At 48.4% G+C, this 18,556-nt stretch carries 13 protein-coding genes; 10 read left to right on the top strand and 3 right to left on the bottom strand.

Annotated elements, in window-relative coordinates:
• Window positions 1–39: 39 nt before the first annotated feature.
• Window positions 40–459, bottom strand: a complete 420-nt coding sequence (locus tag HMPREF0670_RS07975) for a lipocalin family protein (RefSeq protein WP_009230654.1) — start codon at window positions 457–459, stop codon at window positions 40–42.
• Between the two features lie 1,740 nt (window positions 460–2,199).
• Window positions 2,200–2,904 carry an SIR2 family NAD-dependent protein deacylase gene (locus tag HMPREF0670_RS07970; RefSeq protein WP_009230653.1) on the bottom strand — a complete coding sequence of 235 codons (705 nt, stop codon included), beginning with the start codon at window positions 2,902–2,904 and terminating at the stop codon, window positions 2,200–2,202.
• A gap of 262 nt (window positions 2,905–3,166) precedes the next feature.
• Here HMPREF0670_RS07970 and HMPREF0670_RS07965 point away from each other — a divergent pair, with 262 nt between their 5' ends.
• From HMPREF0670_RS07965 to HMPREF0670_RS07940, 6 genes are all read left to right on the top strand, one after another.
• Window positions 3,167–3,772 carry an FKBP-type peptidyl-prolyl cis-trans isomerase gene (locus HMPREF0670_RS07965; RefSeq protein ID WP_009230652.1) on the top strand — a complete coding sequence of 202 codons (606 nt, stop codon included), beginning with the start codon at window positions 3,167–3,169 and terminating at the stop codon, window positions 3,770–3,772.
• A 145-nt stretch (window positions 3,773–3,917) separates the two neighbouring features.
• The gene (locus tag HMPREF0670_RS07960; protein WP_009230651.1) at window positions 3,918–4,793 is read left to right on the top strand and encodes an FKBP-type peptidyl-prolyl cis-trans isomerase; all 876 of its coding nucleotides are present in this window, start codon (window positions 3,918–3,920) and stop codon (window positions 4,791–4,793) included.
• Window positions 4,793–5,770, top strand: a complete 978-nt coding sequence (locus HMPREF0670_RS07955; protein WP_009230650.1) for an FKBP-type peptidyl-prolyl cis-trans isomerase — start codon at window positions 4,793–4,795, stop codon at window positions 5,768–5,770. Before HMPREF0670_RS07960 ends, HMPREF0670_RS07955 begins: the two co-directional genes overlap by 1 nt.
• Window positions 5,771–5,987: 217 nt before the next feature.
• The gene (locus tag HMPREF0670_RS07950; RefSeq protein ID WP_009230649.1) at window positions 5,988–6,455 is read left to right on the top strand and encodes an Lrp/AsnC family transcriptional regulator; all 468 of its coding nucleotides are present in this window, start codon (window positions 5,988–5,990) and stop codon (window positions 6,453–6,455) included.
• A gap of 160 nt (window positions 6,456–6,615) precedes the next feature.
• Window positions 6,616–8,454, top strand: a complete 1,839-nt coding sequence (locus tag HMPREF0670_RS07945) for a fused gamma-glutamyl-gamma-aminobutyrate hydrolase/peptidase (RefSeq protein WP_009230648.1) — start codon at window positions 6,616–6,618, stop codon at window positions 8,452–8,454.
• A gap of 336 nt (window positions 8,455–8,790) precedes the next feature.
• Window positions 8,791–9,819 (top strand): M28 family peptidase, encoded by a 1,029-nt coding sequence (locus HMPREF0670_RS07940; RefSeq protein WP_009230647.1) that lies wholly within the window; start codon window positions 8,791–8,793, stop codon window positions 9,817–9,819.
• Window positions 9,820–10,035: 216 nt separating this feature from the next.
• On the opposite strand, the gene HMPREF0670_RS07935 is transcribed toward HMPREF0670_RS07940, so the two are convergent.
• Window positions 10,036–10,950, bottom strand: a complete 915-nt coding sequence (locus tag HMPREF0670_RS07935) for a site-specific tyrosine recombinase (protein WP_009230646.1) — start codon at window positions 10,948–10,950, stop codon at window positions 10,036–10,038.
• Window positions 10,951–10,995: 45 nt separating this feature from the next.
• Here HMPREF0670_RS07935 and aroQ point away from each other — a divergent pair, with 45 nt between their 5' ends.
• From aroQ to HMPREF0670_RS07915, 4 genes are all read left to right on the top strand, one after another.
• Window positions 10,996–11,412, top strand: a complete 417-nt coding sequence (gene aroQ / locus HMPREF0670_RS07930; protein WP_009230645.1) for a type II 3-dehydroquinate dehydratase — start codon at window positions 10,996–10,998, stop codon at window positions 11,410–11,412.
• 3 nt (window positions 11,413–11,415) lie between these two features.
• Complete coding sequence (locus HMPREF0670_RS07925; RefSeq protein ID WP_009230644.1) at window positions 11,416–12,048, top strand: O-methyltransferase; 633 nt, start codon at window positions 11,416–11,418, stop codon at window positions 12,046–12,048.
• A gap of 176 nt (window positions 12,049–12,224) precedes the next feature.
• A complete protein-coding gene (locus HMPREF0670_RS07920; RefSeq protein ID WP_009230643.1) occupies window positions 12,225–13,214 on the top strand; it encodes an ABC transporter ATP-binding protein in 990 nt (329 codons plus the stop codon).
• Window positions 13,215–15,106: 1,892 nt separating this feature from the next.
• A complete protein-coding gene (locus tag HMPREF0670_RS07915; RefSeq protein WP_083786803.1) occupies window positions 15,107–18,532 on the top strand; it encodes a SusC/RagA family TonB-linked outer membrane protein in 3,426 nt (1,141 codons plus the stop codon).
• Window positions 18,533–18,556: the final 24 nt, after the last annotated feature.

Here is an 18,556-nt window from a genome sequence, read left to right as displayed (position 1 = left end):
GTACGCAGTGCGGCGGCTGTATGTTGTGCAAGAGTGGCGTTAGCGTTTAACGTGCTTAACGCTCTTGGTAGGTGTGTAGCGTATGAATTGCAGTTCACCTTCTTTGCCAGAAGCGAGGGTAAGGAAAAGGTGATCTCCCTTAAATGTGCAATTGTACGTCCTCGGCGCTTTACCCTTTGGGTTAAGTGTCAGTGTATTGTTGGAGAAGGTGTAACCTCCCTCCTCAGTGGTGCTGCCTTTGTTGATGTCGTTGGTAAAGAAGTATTGCTTATACTCGGTAAACTGCATGTAGTAAGTGCCTGTGCTGCTGGCTTGTGCCATCCATGTACCTATGATAGGACTTGCTTCTTTGTCTTCACCGTCGTCGCTAGCGCAAGATGCAAACGACAAACCTGCAATCAATACCACAAGCATAGCGGCAAGTTGCCAGGCGCGATTTTTTAAACCAGTACTTTTCATGAACTTATTTCCTTTCTTTATAAGATGAATTAATTTGTCGCAAAGTTACAACAATTGACCTTAACGCGAAAAGTAAAAAAGCTTTTTTTTGTTTTTTTATGCAGATTGTAGAACTTGCGTTTAGTGTAAACGCTCTTACCCTCAACTCCTTTACAACGAGGGAGGGGCTGTGGTGTGGTGTGTAATTAAGGCGTTAAGCCAGTTGTTTGGGGTTTCGGTACAAGCAGCTTTGTTAGCCGTCGACAGCCAATGCCGGCGCGATTGACTTGCCAACAGCCCTAACCCATCAGCGAAGTCGTCTTGACTTTAAATATCTCTACAAACAGAGAGGGGTTTATGTCTTTATACAGTAAAACCAAGATAAACACCTCGCTCATGCACAAAGTACTGGATGGAGATGTGATGAAATCTGAAATGTTGCCCCATTTGTCTGTGACAAAACGGAGCCATGTTTCAGCAGGCGACCCTGGCGAAAGTTATTCCATACGTTCTCTACAAGTTGAGCGCCTGGTTGCCAATGGCAGATTACTTCTGCGTTTGCATGGTGTTGTCTCCGTTGGCCGTGGCAGTATGCCCTGCAACCGCTTGCACTGGCCGTAGCAAGCGCACGTGTTCTCTGTGCCGTTGCCCACTCGCGCGTGCATGCAGCATAATCGCGTTGTCTAACTTTCAGTAAGAATTTTAACATTGTGAGTGCCATTTTTGTCCACCAACCGCTCACCTTGCCGCAAAAAATCGATTCTCGCGGAGGTTTGTTTTGGTGCTAAAAGGGGGCAGTTGCGGATGCAGACAAAATGAATTTTTATTTAAAATGACTGCCACTAACACCCGCTTTTGGACGATTTGCCGCTAAATACACTGCGTTTTGGTGCTAAACGCGGTGCAATATGCCGCTAAACGCGGTGCGTTTTGATGCAAAATGCAGCGTGTTTTGGTGCAAAATGCAGTGCGTTTTGGTGCAAAATGCAAGGTGAAATGGTGCTAATTGCGAGACGGAAAGCATAAATATCCACGCTAATTGTACAAATAAAACCTTCCCGAACCATGAAAAACATGGCAAAAAAGGGCGAAATGTCTCCTAAAAAGTGGTTTTTTAGGGTCTAAAAGTGGGTAATTGGGGGCGAAAAAATTGCGAGTTGGCGGCCAAATAGAAAGGCAAAATGGTGCAAAATGCAGGTTTTGCTCTTAAAAACTGCTAAAACAAATAACGAGAAAAGCCGAAAATAGGGGTGATTTACCTACTTTATGGTCTGTTTTTTCGCTAGAATGAATCGAAAATTAGAGCGATTTTGTAAAATAAAAGATAATATTTTAAGGTTTTAGAATATTGAGTTGATGAGCTGGTGAGTTGGTGAGTTGATGAGTTGGTGAGTTGGTGAGTTGATGAGTTGGTGAATTTGCGAGTTGGTGAATTTGTGAGTTTGCGAGTTGATGAGTTGGTGAGTTGATGAGTTGGTGAGTTGATGAATTGGTGAGTTGGTGGGCTTGTGAATTATCCAGTTTGTAAGTTGATGTGTTCGGAAATCATTGGGCTTTCGTGAGTTGGTAAGCCGGTGAGTTGATTTGTGCTGCACTTCGTATATGAGAGGAGCTTTTATCTTGGCTTTACAGCACAAAGAAAATAAACTCCTCTCAATTTATAGAGATTTTAAAGGTCTAGCTAACTTCTGCATTAAATCATGCCGTAAGTCATCGCTCTCCTCCTCTCTTTGGTGGTGGGGGTATGGGCGATACGGCACCTTATATTTTCCCAATCAGCTCTTCCATTCCTTGCGATGCGCCCATGCGCAGTTGCTTAACCTGCGGGTTATAGGTGGTTTCTACGGGTTCGGGGTCGATAAGATAAATGGGTGTTGTAGAGGGGGCGTAAGCCAGTAGGCCGGCTGCGGGGTAGACGTTAAGCGATGTGCCGATGACAATCAGCACGTCGGCTTGCCTTACGGTGCGTGCAGCCAAGTCGATAAGCGGAACCGGCTCGCCAAAGAACACAATGAAAGGACGGAGCCGAGAACCATCGGCCGCCTTTTCGTCGGGCCTGACAATGGCGTTGTCGGGCGTTAGCGTGCGGATGTAACGCGGATTGTTTGGGTCGGCCGAGGAACAGACTTTGAGCAGTTCGCCATGCAAGTGGATAACGTGCGACGAGCCTGCGCGTTCGTGCAAGTCGTCTACGTTTTGCGTGATAACGGTTACTTGGCATCGTTTTTCCAGTTCGGCAATTAGCTGATGTCCCTTGTTGGGTTGCGCGGCGAACAGCTGTTGTCGCCTTTCGTTGTAGAATTGGTTCACCAAGTTGGGGTCGGCGAGCCATCCTTCGTGCGATGCCACCTGCATAACGGGATAGTTCTCCCACAGTCCGTCGTTGCCTCTGAACGTCTTTATGCCGCTTTCGGCAGACATGCCTGCGCCTGTAAGGAATACTACGTGTTTGTTTTTTGTGTTCATGACGTTTCGTTTTAAATTGTTAAACATCCCTGTACTTTGCATCGGGGCGATGGTTTGCTGCTGGCGCGGTGCGGCTTTGCGCGCGGTTAAGCCATCGGCTTGTTGGCGATGTTCTTTCAGGCAAAAGCTGAAAACAAGCAGGCAGGTGGGCTTGTCAACTCCAAATTTAGTGTTTTTTTTGCAAATATGCGTATCGAATAGGATAAATAATTGTAACTTTGTGCCATTGTACTAAAAATAAAGAGATAAAAGACAATATTTTATGGATAAACTTAGTTATGCTTTGGGCCTAGGTATTGGCCGCCAATTGTCGCAAATGGGTGCGGACGACTTGAACGTTGCCGACTTTGCACAAGCTGTAAAGGACATGATTGACGGCAAGGAACCCCAAGTTCCTACGGCAGAAGCACAGCAGATTGTGGAAGATTTCTTCCGCAGACAAGAAGAAAAACAACGCGCCGAGGCCGCCGAGAAGTACAAAGGAGCCAAGAGCGAGGGCGAGAAATACCTCAGCGAGAATGCTAAAAAAGAAGGTGTTGTGACGTTGCCCAGCGGCTTGCAATACAAGGTGCTTAAAGAGGGGAACGGTAAAAGCCCCAAGGCTACCGACAAGGTGGTGTGCCATTACGAGGGTATGCTGGTTGATGGAACGATGTTCGACAGCTCTATTCAACGCGGCGAGCCTGCCACTTTCCCCCTAAATGGTGTTATTGCTGGTTGGACCGAGGGCTTGCAGCTGATGAAAGAGGGTGCCAAGTATCGTTTCTTTATCCCTTATCAACTGGGTTACGGCGAACGCGGAGCCGGCGCATCCATCCCTCCTTTCGCCGCATTGGTGTTTGATGTGGAACTGATTGAGGTGAAATAAAGGCCTCACCCCCTACCCCTCTCCAAGGGGAGAGGGGCGTAGTATGCTTGGGTGGGGTAAGAGCTAAGGCTAAGCGGGCATTAACTCAACCCCTCACCCCTCGCCCCCCTCATAAACTTATAAACTCAAAACAACTTATATATCAATGAAGAAATTAACAATCTTAGCAGCAACGGCCATTGCAGCCGTTACATTCTCGGCTTGCGGCAACTCAACGCCTAAGGCCGACTTAAAGAACGACATCGACACCCTAAGTTATGCCTTGGGTTACAGCCAAACACAAGGCCTACGCGACTATCTTAGCAGAGGCTTGAATGTGGACACGGCTTACATCGACGAATTTGTTAAAGGCTTGAACGATGGCGCCAATGCTGGCGACGACAAGAAGAAAGCCGCCTACTATGCCGGCGTGCAGATTGGCCAACAAATCTCTAACCAAATGGTGAAGGGCATCAACCACGAACTGTTTGGTGAGGATTCTACCAAGACCATCTCGATGAAGAATTTCCTCGCCGGCTTCATCACTGGCGCAAAGAACAAGAAGGGCATCATGACCCAGAAGGAGGCAGAGGACTATGTGCGGACACAAGCCGAGAAGATTAAAGATAGAACGGCCGAAAAAACTTATGGTGCAAACAAGGAGGCAGGTAAGAAGTTCTTGGCCGAGAATGCTAAGAAACCCGGTGTAAAGACCTTGCCCAGTGGCGTGCAATATCGCGTTATCAAAGAAGGTGACGGCCCCATTGCCAAGGACACTTCGGTGGTTAAGGTTAACTACGAGGGCAAAACCATCGACGGTAAGGTGTTCGACAGCAGCTACACCCAGGGACAACCCGTAACCATGCGCGCCAACCAAGTGATTAAGGGCTGGACAGAGGTGCTTACACGCATGCCTGCCGGTAGCGTTTGGGAGGTGTATATCCCCGAAAACCTGGCTTATGGCTCGCGCGAACAACCAAACATTAAGCCTTACTCGGCTCTTATCTTCAAGATTGAACTGATTTCAGTGGGAGAAAAATAATGAAGAAATTAACCTTTATGGCACTCGCTCTCTTGGCGAGTGCCGCTTTTAATACCGCCTCCGCAGGTAAAAAGAAAGACGTAGTGCAGGTGGCTACCGCTGCCCCCGTAGTGTTAAACACATCTTCCGACTCGGTTAGCTATGCCGCAGGAATGGCTGCCACGAAGGGACTGACTGCTTTCATCCAGCAACAATATAAGGTGGACACCACTTATATGGCCGACTTTGTACGTGGGTTCCGCAAGGCTTTGGAAAGCGACGGCGACGGTGCTTTCACGGCTTATGCTGCCGGAATGCAGATTGCACAGATGGCCCAACAGCGCATTTTGCCCTCGGTTCAGCAAGAGTTAATCGGGACGAAAGACTCTGTTGCCGCTAAAAACTTCTACAACGGATTTATTGCTGCCCTGGAAAAAGACTTCACTAAATATACCGAAGAGGAGGCACAGCAGCTCTTCGAACAACGTGTTGAGGCCGCCAAGAAGGCCAAAGTGGAGGCCGCCATCAGCACGGGCAAGCAGTGGCTGGCCGAAAATGCTAAGAAACCAGGCGTGGTTACACTGCCTAGCGGACTGCAATATAAGGTGATTGCCAACGGAACGGGCGACAAACCCACTGCTACCGACGAGGTGGTTGTGAAGTACGAAGGCAAACTTATCGATGGGACAGTGTTTGACAGCAGTTACAAACGCACGCCCGACACGTCGTCTTTCCGTGCAGACCAAGTGATTGCCGGTTGGACCGAGGCACTTCAACTGATGTCCCCTGGCAGCAAGTGGGAACTGTATATCCCCCAAAACTTGGCCTATGGGGCAAGAGAAATGGGGTCGATTCCTGCCTATTCTACGCTTATATTCACCGTAGAATTGCTGAAAGTGAACAAACCAAAGCCCGAAGTGAGCAATGCTAAGGCCGAAACGCCTGCCGCAAAGCCCGCAAAGAAGGCCGGAAGACCTGCCGCAAAAAAGAGAAAATAAACACAAATGAAGGCGTGGAAACCAGGTTAAAGAACATCTTTGACCTGGTTTCTAACTTCTTAATTTATCTTTAAAGGCGTTAACCAATTGCCAAAATACGCAATATGCGCCTTTTTATCTAACTTTTTGTTGCTTATTTCATTTAATTTGTTTACATTTGCTCGTGCTTTATAAGCACATTAAAACAACTTAAATACATAAAACACGTTAGCAACACATGGAGAAAATAGACAGCCTAGACAAGAAAATCCTAAACATCTTGTCGCAAAATGCACGTATTCCATTTAAGGACGTGGCAGCAGAGTGCGGCGTATCGCGCGCAGCCATACACCAACGCGTACAGCATCTGATAGAAAACGGTGTGATTACTGGCAGCGGATTCGACGTCAACCCCAAGAGCCTGGGCTACTCTACATGCACTTACATCGGGCTTAATCTCGAACGCGGAAGTATGTATAAGAACGTTGTGGCACGTCTTAACAGCATTAACGAAATTGTGGAGTGCCACTTCACAACGGGTTCGTACACGATGCTCATTAAGTTGTACGCCAAAGACAACGAGCAGCTGATGGACTTGCTTAACAATAAACTGCAAACTATCCCCGGTGTGGTTTCTACTGAGACGCTCATTTCGCTCGAACAAAGCATCAAACGAGAGATATTGGTAGACCCTGATGAAAAATAAAGAGGTTGAGGGAAAGGGCGTATGCCCAGGATGTTAAGGGTAGAACCTACCAGACTGACCTATCCGACTTTTCAGACTTGTCCGACCAGTCCGACCAGTCCGACCAGTCTGACCAGTCTGACAATTCCAACCACCCCCTCATCAATCTAACCCAAAAGCTATGCAAAACTTCGACTTGCAAGCCCGCTTGCAAAACATATACGCCTCGTTTCCGCAGGCCAAACGCCAGCCCGTCATCGGGTTGACTGCCAACTTTCGCGACGGTAGTGTCATGCTGATGGACCGTTATTATCGCCAGGTGGTTGATGCAGGCGGCACTCCCGTGCTCATTCCGCCCGTCGATAGTGTAGACGTTATCGTTAATACGCTCGATAATATAGACGGGCTGATACTCACGGGCGGTGCCGATCTCAATCCCCTGTGGGCAGGAGAAGAGCCTTCGCCGCGCCTGCATGCGGTCAACGCAGAGCGCGATTTGCCCGAACTTCTCATCACCCAACTAGCCTACAACCGCCAAATACCCATCCTAGGCATTTGTCGGGGCATGCAAACGATGGCCGTGGCACTAGGTGGAAAGGTGGCGCAAGACATCGAAGAGCATTTTACCAACGATGTTCGCCGCGGCTTGGCAAAGGGCGAGTTCAAGCATTTCTTACCGCGATTTTCTGATAAGCTGATACAGCATTCGCAAGACGCGCAACGCAATTTGGCCACACAAACGGTGTATTTCGAACCCAATTCGTTGCCTGCGCAAATCTTCGAGGCCACCAGTCTGCACGTCAACTCGTTCCATCACCAAGCCGTTAGCCACGCAGGTAGCAAGTTCCGTTTCGTTGCAGCCACGGTCGACGGCATCCCAGAGGCGATGGAAAGCACCGAGCATAAACCCTTGCTTGGCGTGCAATGGCATCCCGAATGGATGGAAGAACAGGGTTTGCCGCTCTTTCAGTGGCTCGTTAGGCAGGCCCAAACCTTTGCCGATGCCAAGCGTTTGCATGCCAAGGTGCTTACGCTCGACACGCATTGCGACACGCCGATGTTCTTTCCGCTTAACGTTCGGTTCGACCAACGCGACCCACGCATACTCGTAGACTTGCATAAGATGAGCGAAGGACGGCAGGATGCTACCACGATGGTTGCCTATTTGCCGCAGCCTAAGTCTGGCGAAACGTTCCGCGAGAAGGTTGCTTTCGATGTAACGGGTCCGAGAAACTACGCCGATCTCATCTTCGATAAGATTGAAAGCATCGTTGCCGAGAACAGTCAATACGTGGCTTTGGCCAGAAATCCACAGCAACTATACGCCAACAAGGCGGCAGGAAAGAAGAGTATCGTGTTGGGAATAGAGAACGGACTGGCCATTGAGAACGACCTTGCAAACGTGGCTCACTTCGCTCAGCGTGGCGTAACGTACATTACGCTTTGTCACAACGGCGACAACGACATCTGCGACAGCGCACGCGGAACGGCAACTCATGGCGGCGTTAGCGATTTTGGCCGACGTGTTATCGAAGAAATGAACCGCACGGGCATCATGGTTGACCTCAGTCATGGTGCCGAATCGAGCTTTTACGATGCCTTAGAGATTAGTAGCGTGCCTATTGTTTGCAGTCATAGCAACTGCAAAGCGCTTTGCGATGTGCCGCGAAACCTCACCGATAACCAGATGCGCGCGCTCGCCCAGAAGGGTGGAGTGGCGCATATCACGCTCTACCACGGGTTTCTTCGCGCCCAAGGCGAGGCCAGTATCCTCGATGCGATGGCGCATTTGGAGCATGCCATTAAGGTAATGGGCGTAGACCACGTGGGACTTGGAACGGATTTCGACGGCGATGGCGGCGTGTGTGGCATCGCCAACTCGTCTGAAATTATCAACTTCACCATTCAATTGTTGCGCCGACGTTTCTCCGAACAAGATATTGAGAAGATATGGGGCGGCAATTGGTTGAGGGTGATGAAGGAAGTACAATCGAAAAAGCATTTAAAGGTGAAAGGGTGAAAAGGTGAAAGGGTGAAAAAGTGAAAGGGTGAAAAAGTGAAAAGGTGAAAAAATGGCTAGCGCCCCTTTTAAAGGTGGAAGAATGGCTGCGCCTACCTGCCTGTTAACTTGTCAGTTGGTAGACCAGCAAGGACGAAAAGGTGGCTAAGGCCATCAAGGCATGCGGCTTAACTCTTTAAACCCAATGATTCCTTAGCTTCTTGCACAGATGCCTTTTACTCCTTAAACCCTTTAAGTGCTCAGCATTTGGCTTAACTCCATAACTCCTTGACTCCATAACTCCCCAACTCATAACTCCCCAACCCCCAAACTCCCATTTACAAGATTTACCATCCAATGAAAAAAATCATCATAGCAGTTATCATGATTGCCGTTATAGCCCTCATTGCCTATTCAATGGGCTTGTTCTCTACCTCGCATAGTGCGGCAGAAGAAGCGGAAGAGGCCGAGATGGCCGCCGCAGAAAAGCTTAATCCGGTGGGCCCGGCCTTTAATGCCGACTCGGCTTATGCCTTTGTTGCCGCTCAATGCGCCTTCGGACCGCGCGCAATGAACACCAAAAGCCACGACAATTGCGGCGAATGGATTGCCAAGAAGTTTGAAAGCTTTGGCTGTAAGGTGAAAAATCAGCGCACCGAACTGCGCGGATATGACGGAACGATGTTGCGTTGTCGGAACATTATGGCCAGTTATAACCCCGAATCTACTACGCGTATCTTGCTCTGCGCGCATTGGGACACGCGCCCTTGGGCCGATAACGACCCCGATAGTGCCAATTGGCGTAAGCCCATTGATGGCGCAAACGATGGTGCGAGCGGCGTTGCCGTGATGTTAGAGATTGCCCGACTGCTGAATCAAAACAAGAATTTAAACATTGGTGTAGACTTTGTGTGCTTTGATGCCGAAGATTGGGGCACGCCAAAGTGGAGCGGACAAGAAGATAGCGAAGACACTTGGGCACTTGGTGCGCAGCATTTCGCCACCAACTTACCTGCTGGTTATGAGGCGCGTTACGGCATTCTGCTCGACTTGGTGGGCGGTATTGGGGCTAAGTTCTATCGCGAAGGCATGTCGAAGGCCTTTGCTCCCGACATTGTTAAGAAGGTATGGCGCGCTGCACGTGCCGCAGGTTATGGTAGTTTCTTTCCTAAAAGCGACGGCGGAATGATTACAGACGACCATGTGCCGCTTAACGAGAAAGCCAAGATACCTACGATAGACATTATCGCCTTTTATCCCGATTGTGTTCAAAGCTCGTTTGGCCCTACATGGCACACCTTAAACGATAACTTGCAAAACATCGACCGCAATACGCTGAAAGCTGTGGGGCAAACGGTTATACAAACGCTGTATAGCGAGAAGTAGTGGATGAGGGTTAGGTTGTTCTAGGTTTCCTGGGGTTTCTAGTTTTCCTAGGATTTCTAGGTCTTCTAGCACAAACTTAACATACTTGTTCATCAGCTGGCGCAGCCATCTTTTCACCCTTTCACCTTTTCACCTTTAAAGGGCGCAGCCCATCTTTTCACCTTTTCACCCTTTCACCCTTTCCCCTTTCCCCTTTAAAGGGCGCAGCCCATCTTTTCACCCTTTCTTATTTCTTGGATGGTGTTTCGTTATCTCCTCCCTTAGCGACGATGTATCTATGTGCGTATAAATCTCGGTGGTGGCAATGTCTTCGTGTCCCATCATCGCCTGAATGGCGATAAGGTCGGCACCACCTTCCAACAAAGCCGTGGCGAACGAGTGGCGCAATGTGTGCGGACTAATGGTCTTTGTGATGCCGGCCGCCACCGCCTGGCGCTTTATCATGATAAGAATCATCGTGCGAGTAAGGTGTGCGCCGCGCCGATTAAGAAACACATAATCCTCTTCGCCCGGCTTAATGCGCATCGCATTACGATCGGCAAACCATGCGTTTAGCTCGTCAAGCGCACGGCTCGATATGGGTACTAGCCGCTCTTTGTCGCCCTTTCCCGTTACGCGCACAAACTTCTCTTCAACATAAAGGTTAGAAAGTTTCAGGTTAACAAGTTCCGACACCCGCAATCCGCAACTGAACAGCACCTCAACAATGGCCCTGTTGCGTTGTCCTTCCCATTTGGAAAGGTCGATGGATGCCTCCAAGCGGTCAACCTCGGCCGTACTCAACACGTCGGGCAGGGCGTTGCGCACGTGTGGCGACACCAACAATTCCGTTGGGTCGGCATCAATAAAACCATCGAGAAGTAAAAACTTGAAGAACGAACGCACACCACTTAGTATCCGCGCTTGCGAACGCGGCATAATGCGTTGGTCGTGCAGCGAGGCCGAAAAGTTATCCAAGTGTTCCAGCTTAAGCTCCTCCACCTTTAACCCGTGAAAGTTAACGTAAGCCAAAAGCCAACGCAGGTCGTTGCGGTAGGCCTCAATGGTATTCGGGCTAAGGTTGCGTTCCAATTTCAAGTAACGCATATAGGCCTTCACCATATTGTCGACGGTTTTATTTTCTCTTTCCATCGTTTATTCGTAATTTTGTGAACAAAAGTACAAAATAAAGCTGACATGACGATACAAATTATCAACGGGCCAAACCTCAATTTGCTTGGCGTACGCGAGCCAGACGTCTACGGCAGCACGTCGTTCGACGATTTTCTGCCCCACCTGCGTGCTTGCTTCCCCGATGTACAGATAGATTACTTTCAAAGCAACATCGAAGGCGAGCTTATCGACAAGTTGCAAGCCGTGGGCTTTCAGTGCGATGGCATTGTGCTTAACGCCGCCGCCTACACGCACACCAGCATCGCGCTGGCCGATTGCATCCGTGCCATCAGCGCACCTGTGGTTGAAGTGCACATTTCCAATGTTCACCAACGCGAGGCATTCAGGCACCAAAGCATGATTGCCGCCGCTTGTCGGGGGGTGATATGCGGTTTCGGACTAGATGGTTACCGCTTGGCGATAGAGAGTTTCAAACGCTAAGGCATGGATCTAACCACCTACATCGCCAACCACATCGACCCCGAAGGCGACTACTTGTATCGTCTTTACCGAGCCACCAACCTGCATACGCTGCACGGGCGCATGGCCAGCGGACACCTGCAAGGCCGTTTGTTGAAGATGCTTGTGCAGATGACGCAGGCCAAACGCGTGCTCGAAGTGGGTACTTTTAGCGGATATAGTGCCATTTGCTTGGCCGAAGGACTGCCAGATGACGGACTTTTGTACACCTTCGAGATTAACGACGAGCAAGAAGACTTCACCCGTCCGTGGATAGAAGGCAGCGCGGTGGCCAACAAAATACGCTTCATCATCGGCGATGCCATCACCGAGGCCCCACGCTTAGGCATCACCTTCGACCTCGTTTTCATCGATGGCGACAAGCGTACGTATGTCGAAACCTACGAGATGGCTCTCTCTGTGCTCAGGCAGGGTGGTTTTATCGTGGCCGACAACACGCTGTGGGATGGTCATGTGTTCGATTCAGCCTACGATAAGGACCAACAAACCCTTGGCATACGCCGCTTTAATGACCTTGTGGCCAACGATTCGCGCGTAGAGAAAGTTATCCTTCCTTTGCGAGATGGGCTAACGCTGATAAGAAAGGTGAAAAAGTGAAAAGGTGAAAAGATGGCTGGCGCCCTTTAAAAGGTGAAAGGGTGAAAAAGTGAAAAGATAACTGTGCACTTTTAACAGCCTGCCTAGTAAGCCTGGAATAACTAGTAAGCCTAGACCCACCTAAGAACCCTAGAAAGTCAAAAGCCCCTAGCAACACAATCCCCCTCAGAAGAAATATGCCCTCGATAACCCTTCGCGACCTCTCCGTAGGTTACCAGCATCCGCGGCGCACGCCAACCACCGTGCTAGCACAGCTCAATGCTACCTTACATGCAGGGCAGCTCACTTGTCTTGTGGGTGCCAACGGCATTGGCAAGAGTACCCTTCTGCGCACTTTGGCCGCCTTCCAACCGCCCATTGCTGGGCAAATGCACTATTATTCTGGCGAACAAGTCGCGCCCATCAACCTCGTCTCGCTCTCGCAAGCACGCTTGGCACGCCTAGTAAGCGTGGTATTAACGGCTAAGCCCAGCGTTGAAAACCTCTCTGTTGAGCAGATTGTGGGCCTTGGTCGTTCGCCCTACACCAATATATGGGGCACACTTCGTGCCGAAGACCATCGTATGGTGGAGTGGGCGATGGATGTTGTGGGCATAACCAGCCTGCGCCACCGCCAAGTGCAGACACTTAGCGACGGCGAACGACAAAAAATGATGATTGCCAAAGCCTTGGCACAAGATACACCTGTGATATTACTTGACGAGCCAACGGCCTTTCTCGACTACAAAAGTAAGGTTGAAGTGCTTGGTTTGTTGGCACGCCTTGCCCACGAAACCAATAAGATGGTGTTGCTTTCTACCCACGATTTAGAACAAGCTGTGCATGCCGCCGATGCCCTTTGGGTGGTGGCTAAGCAACAGCTAGGCGATGGCACGCAGCCTTGCTCGCGGTCGGATAGCTCAGACAGGTCGGACCAGTCGGACCAGTCTGACAGACCTAACGGCCTTGATGCGCCTAACTCTTTTAGCCAATACCATCATCTCCCCTTGCTTTACGTCCTAGAAAAGCACATCCACACCACCGAACAGGGGCACCAACAGCTTGTATTCGAGCCCGCCCCCACGGCTCCTGCTCCACCCCACCTCACGCTTACCGCCACTCCCAATTTCGAAACACGCACCCAAGAACTACTTCGACTGTTGGGGGAAGAGGGTATTAAAAGGTGAAAAGATTAAAAGGGTGAAAAGGTGAAAAGATGAAAGGGTGAAAGAGTGAAAAGGTGAGAGAGTGAAAAGGTGAGAGAGTGAAAAGGTGAAAAGGTGAAAAGGTGAAAAGGTGAAAGGGTGAAAAGGTGAAAGGGTGAAAAGATGAAAGGGTGAAAGGGTGAAAAGATGGCTGCTCCTGCTGTTGAAAAGGAGCCTGGCGGAAGTTGTTCCATACACTCTCTACAAGTTGAAAACCGCTTGTCGATAGCAGATAACTTCTGCGTTTCAAGGTGCAGTATGTAAGTGGCATACCCTGCAACCGCCCACGCAGGCTGTCGCAAGCGTACATGTTTTCGGTACCGTTGCCCACTCGCGCGTTTTTACGGTATAGCTGTTTTGTCTAGTTTTTAGCAACAAATTTAACATTGTGAGTGCCCTTTTTGTCCACCAACCACTCATCTTGTCGCAAAAAATCGATTCTCGCGAAGGTTGGTTTTGATGCGAGAAGGGGGTAGCTTGTGAATGCGATAAAATGAATTTTTATTTAAAACGGCCACCATTTGCACCAGATTTTGGGCTATTTGCTGCTAAATACACTGCGTTTTGCCGCTAAATGCACTGCATTTTGGTGCTAAATACATTGCGTTTTGGTGCAAAATGCAGTGCGTTTTGGTGCAAAACGCAAGGCGAAATGGTGCAAAACGCAAGGTAAAATGGTGCTAAATGCAAGGCAAAAAGCATAAATATCCACACCAGTTGTATAAACAAAACCTTTTAGAGACATTAAAAACATGGCCGAAAAGGGCAAAATAGTGGTTAAAAAGTTGGATTTTAGGGGCTAAAAGCGTGTAATTGGGCTTAGAAAAATACGAGCTGGCAACCAATCTAGAAAGGCTAAATGGTGCAAAATGCAGGTTTTGCTCTTAAAAACAGACAAAACAAGAGGAGTGAAAAGCAAGAAATAGGGGCGATTTACCTACTTTATGGCCTATATTTTCGCTAGAACGGAGCGAAATTTGGAGCGATATTGTAAAATAAAAAATAATAATTTAAGCTTTCAAGTTGGTGAGTTGGAAAACTAGTGAGTTGGAGATTTCTCGATTTTTTGAGTAGACGTGCTGGTGTTTTTTGAGTAGACGTGCTGGTGTTTTTTGAGTAGACGTGCTGGTGTTTTTTGAGTTGATGAGTTGGTGTTTTTTGAGTTGATGAGTTGGTGTTTTTTGATTTTTTGAGTTGATGAGTTGATAAATTGACGAGTTGGTAGGTTGATTTGTCCTGTACTTCGTATGTAAGAAGGGTGTTTATCTTGTGTTGGCATCTCGCCATGACAATGAAGTCATCTAGACTTTCGTGTGTGAGAAGAACGTTTATTTTGTGTTGGCATCACAGAGAAAACAAACACTTCTTAATTTATAGAAACATTAAAAGTTAATACTACTTCTATAACTATCCCAACAAGCTTACTAAACCTACGCTCGCTAACTTGTCAACCCGTCTACTCGTTAACAAGTTGGCAGCTTTGCATCGCAATTACTTTTATGGTGAATCGCCCAACAGTTTACAGCCCTTTGCCTTTTCCTTGCGTTGGAAAGGCAATCGGGCTTACAGCGCATCTTTTCCCGATGCCATCTTCGTTTCCTCTCGCGTGCGCGCGTACCATATATAATATTTAGTCGTTGAACTTTTAAGTGCCTTCGTTTCATACCTTTTGTGTCTTATACCAACATCAGCATTATTCCGCCCTCTATTATCAACACGATGAGCGTTTTATCGCCCAATAAAATAAATTAATTTATTTTCTGCATATCGCTAAGTAATATTCGTTCGTTAGTTGTATTTTTATTGTAAGGCGTATTAAAATGCGCAGTCGATTTTTAAAGTTATAACTACTTTATAATAATATTACTACACGTATGAAAAGAACAAATGCACAGACAGAGGGCTTGCTGTTGAAGGCACTTCTGGCATTGTCTATGACCGCAGTTCCTAGCGTGGGCGTGCTGGCTGGTGTTAAAGCCAACACAACGCAAAACCCACTGCTTAAAGCAACTGCTACAACTCAAAACTCTGCCTTGCAACGCGTGCAGGCCAACACGCGAACCATTACGGGCGTTGTGAAAGACGCACAAGGCGAACCGCTCATCGGTGTGAGCGTTCAGGTGAAGGGTACTGGCAAGGGCGCCATAACCAACATCGATGGCCAATACACCCTAACAACTAACGAGAGCAATCCCACGCTGGTGTTTAGCTATGTGGGCTACACGGCGCAGGAATTGGCAGCTGGCAGTCGCTCGCAAGTAGACGTAACGCTCAAAGAAGACAGCAAGGTGCTGGGCGAAGTGGTGGTTACGGCTATGGGTATTATGCGAAAGCAAGAGTCGCTTACCTATGCCACCCAGAAAGTGAAGGCAGAAGACTTGATGAAAGTGCAAGACCCCAACGTGGCCAACACCCTTGAAGGTAAGGTTGCCGGAGTTACCATTACGCCGAGTGCAGGTGGCGCGGGTGGTGCATCTAAGATTATTCTGCGCGGTAACAAGTCGATTACCGGCAACAACTCTCCGCTAATTGTGGTCGATGGTATTCCCTTGACTAACGAAACTCGTGGCAAGATAACCAATGGAGATGATTTGGGATATGCAGGTTCGTCGGAAGGTTCGGACCCGCTTTCTATGATTAACCCAGACGACATCGAGTCTATGAACGTTCTTAAAGGGGCAAACGCGGCTGCACTTTATGGTTCGCGCGCTGCCAATGGCGTTATTATGATTACCACCAAATCGGGACGCGAGGGTAAAGTGGACATCAACTTTACGTCTAATGTTACGTTCGACACGCCATTGCTTACCCCCAAGTTGCAGAACACATATGGTGCTGCGCTTACCGATGGTTCGGTGGTAAACGGAACACAAACCTATATGTTGTCGCCTTCAAGTTGGGGCGGTAAACTTTCAGACCAAACAAACCTGCTTCCCTCTGTACAGCTCGGCGACCAGTATCCCCAAGGGGCGCTTAACCAAGTGCATCTCCGTAAGAATGCGGTAAACGACATAGACAACTTCTTCCGTACAGGCGTTACGACCAACAACTCCGTATCAGTTTCGGGCGGTACGGAAAAGTCGAGAACCTACATATCATTGGGAAACAGCCACTCCAATGGTATGATAAAGAACAACTCGTATAATCGTAACAGCATAACTTTGCGACAGAGTTTCAAGCTTTTCGACCGTCTGAAGTTGGAAGGCTCGGTTAACTACGTTGAGACCATCACCCGGAATCGACCTGGTGGGGGAACAATAGGTAATCCCATCTATCATGCGTACATGATGCCCCGCAACATAGACATGGACTATTATGCCCAAAACTATTCTAAACGTGGTACGTGGCTTTCTAATCCTTTGTCGTATTATGAACCGAAAGAATTCACTGTGCTGGATCAAAATGGTAATCAAAAGAAAGAGACCCACTATGTTTATACGCAAGGTAAGCGTGTTCCGCTAAGCAGCGAGATGCAAGATTGGGCCTATCTTTCGAACGGCAACAACAACCCTTACTGGCTGGTGAACAAAAACCGTAACCGACAAGACGAGAACCGACTGTTTACAACGCTTTCTGCAACCATCGATATATATAAGGGGCTTTCGTTCCAAGCGCGTTTTAACTACACCAAAACTCACTTTACCAAAGATGCTCGGCAGTATGCCACAACCTTTTTGCCGTCTAGCATGAACAGCTTTGGCAGCTATTGGAGTGAAGATTTCAAGACAACCGAAATGTACACCGACTATTTGTTGAGTTACAACACAAACGTGAAAGATTTCAGCGTTTCAGCAACTGCAGGTTGGGTTGGGCATACAATTAAGAACACATATAAGCGCACCGCTGTTGGTAACGCCACTTTCGTAGACCCCTTACGCCGCATTTTACCATCGGCCGTGAATGTGTTTGAAACCAGCGCAGGCGATGTGGGAGCTACAACAACGACTAAGAGTTCTAACTGGGACAAGGCCATGCTCTTCACTGCCCAAGTGGGATGGCAAGATAAGGTGTTTGTTGATGGCTCGTATCGTTTGGACGCCTATCGTCCCTACCGACAATTTAAACTGAGAGGCATTATCGATTCGGAATGGCAAGGCTACTTCGGCGTGGGCGCCAATGCAATCGTCAGTTCGTTGGTTAAGCTTCCTGTGTGGATAGACTACTTGAAGTACCGCGTGTCTTACTCGGACGTAGGTAACTCTATTCCCAATAACAGTTATTTCGATGTCAGTCGCAACTACCTAACGGGAACGGCAACGGTGAACAAATATTCGGACTTTGTGCCGAAAGTGGAGACGTTGGGCTCTTTCGAAACGGGTGTGGAGATGTTATTCTTTAAGAACCGCTTGAGTTTCGACCTAACCTTGTATGATAGCCGCTTGCGCAACATGTATATGGAGTCGGCCAATATCTCCGCCAAAACGAACGCGGGGAACACGGGTAAAGTACGCAACCGCGGATTTGAGACAACAATTGGTTATGACTTTAAGTTTGGCAAAGACCTTCGTTGGAGAACGTCTTACAACCTGTCGTTCAACGACAACAAGATACTTGAAACAGCCTACGACAACCAGGGCAAACAGAAAGAAATAAAGAACGAGATTGCAGGTGTGTATGTAGTATACAAACCAGGTGGTTCGCTGGGCGACATGTACGTAGATGATTTTAAGCGTGATGCAAATGGACACATCAAACTGACACGGAACGGTGCGCCAAGGTTCGACAAGTCGGGCAATAGCCGCAAATATGTTGGCAACATGAACTCTAAGTGGCAGATGGGATGGAGCAACACTTTTAATTACAAGGACTTTACGCTCTCTATGCTTATCAATGGCCGCCTGGGAGGCAAGGTTATCTCACTTACAGAGGCTTACCTTGACCTTTATGGACTGTCTGAACGTTCGGGTAAGGCGCGTCAGGATGCCGAGGCAAACGGTATTGTTGCCGCAAACTATGGCAATGTGCCTGGTATCCCCCTGCCTGATGGCAGCGGAAGAATTGTGCCTATCGACACCTATTATAAAACCCTAGGAGGCTCTTCCAACCCCAACAGCTACATATATAGTGCAACCAACTTCCGCCTTCGCGAGCTGTCGCTGGGCTATACGTTCAGAAACCTCATGGGACAAAACAAGAACCTTTCGGTTTCGTTCATCGCACGCAACCTGTTCTTCCTTTACAAGAAAAGTCCTGCAGATCCAGACGTGTCGCTTTCTACGGGTAATGGCTTAGGAGGTTTCGAATTGTTCAACACGCCCTCGTCGCGTTCGTATGGTTTGTCGATGAAGTTGAACTTGTAAGCAGCCATACTTTCAAGAGTATAA

The organism is Prevotella sp. oral taxon 317 str. F0108 (assembly GCF_000162415.1).
GTDB lineage: Bacteria > Bacteroidota > Bacteroidia > Bacteroidales > Bacteroidaceae > Prevotella > Prevotella conceptionensis.
This window is presented reverse-complemented; position numbering and strand designations above follow the sequence as displayed.

What these genes read in the sequence shown, in the direction of transcription:
- HMPREF0670_RS07960 (WP_009230651.1), top strand. Translation starts at nt 3,918, where the DNA reads ATGAAGAAATTAACAATCTTAGCAGCAACGGCCATTGCAGCCGTTACA.
- HMPREF0670_RS07915 (WP_083786803.1), top strand. Translation starts at nt 15,107, where the DNA reads ATGAAAAGAACAAATGCACAGACAGAGGGCTTGCTGTTGAAGGCACTT.
- HMPREF0670_RS07965 (WP_009230652.1), top strand. Translation starts at nt 3,167, where the DNA reads ATGGATAAACTTAGTTATGCTTTGGGCCTAGGTATTGGCCGCCAATTG.
- HMPREF0670_RS07945 (WP_009230648.1), top strand. Translation starts at nt 6,616, where the DNA reads ATGCAAAACTTCGACTTGCAAGCCCGCTTGCAAAACATATACGCCTCG.
- HMPREF0670_RS07975 (WP_009230654.1), bottom strand. Translation starts at nt 459, where the DNA reads ATGAAAAGTACTGGTTTAAAAAATCGCGCCTGGCAACTTGCCGCTATG.
- HMPREF0670_RS07970 (WP_009230653.1), bottom strand. Translation starts at nt 2,904, where the DNA reads ATGAACACAAAAAACAAACACGTAGTATTCCTTACAGGCGCAGGCATG.
- HMPREF0670_RS07920 (WP_009230643.1), top strand. Translation starts at nt 12,225, where the DNA reads ATGCCCTCGATAACCCTTCGCGACCTCTCCGTAGGTTACCAGCATCCG.
- HMPREF0670_RS07940 (WP_009230647.1), top strand. Translation starts at nt 8,791, where the DNA reads ATGAAAAAAATCATCATAGCAGTTATCATGATTGCCGTTATAGCCCTC.
- aroQ (WP_009230645.1), top strand. Translation starts at nt 10,996, where the DNA reads ATGACGATACAAATTATCAACGGGCCAAACCTCAATTTGCTTGGCGTA.
- HMPREF0670_RS07955 (WP_009230650.1), top strand. Translation starts at nt 4,793, where the DNA reads ATGAAGAAATTAACCTTTATGGCACTCGCTCTCTTGGCGAGTGCCGCT.
- HMPREF0670_RS07935 (WP_009230646.1), bottom strand. Translation starts at nt 10,950, where the DNA reads ATGGAAAGAGAAAATAAAACCGTCGACAATATGGTGAAGGCCTATATG.
- HMPREF0670_RS07950 (WP_009230649.1), top strand. Translation starts at nt 5,988, where the DNA reads ATGGAGAAAATAGACAGCCTAGACAAGAAAATCCTAAACATCTTGTCG.
- HMPREF0670_RS07925 (WP_009230644.1), top strand. Translation starts at nt 11,416, where the DNA reads ATGGATCTAACCACCTACATCGCCAACCACATCGACCCCGAAGGCGAC.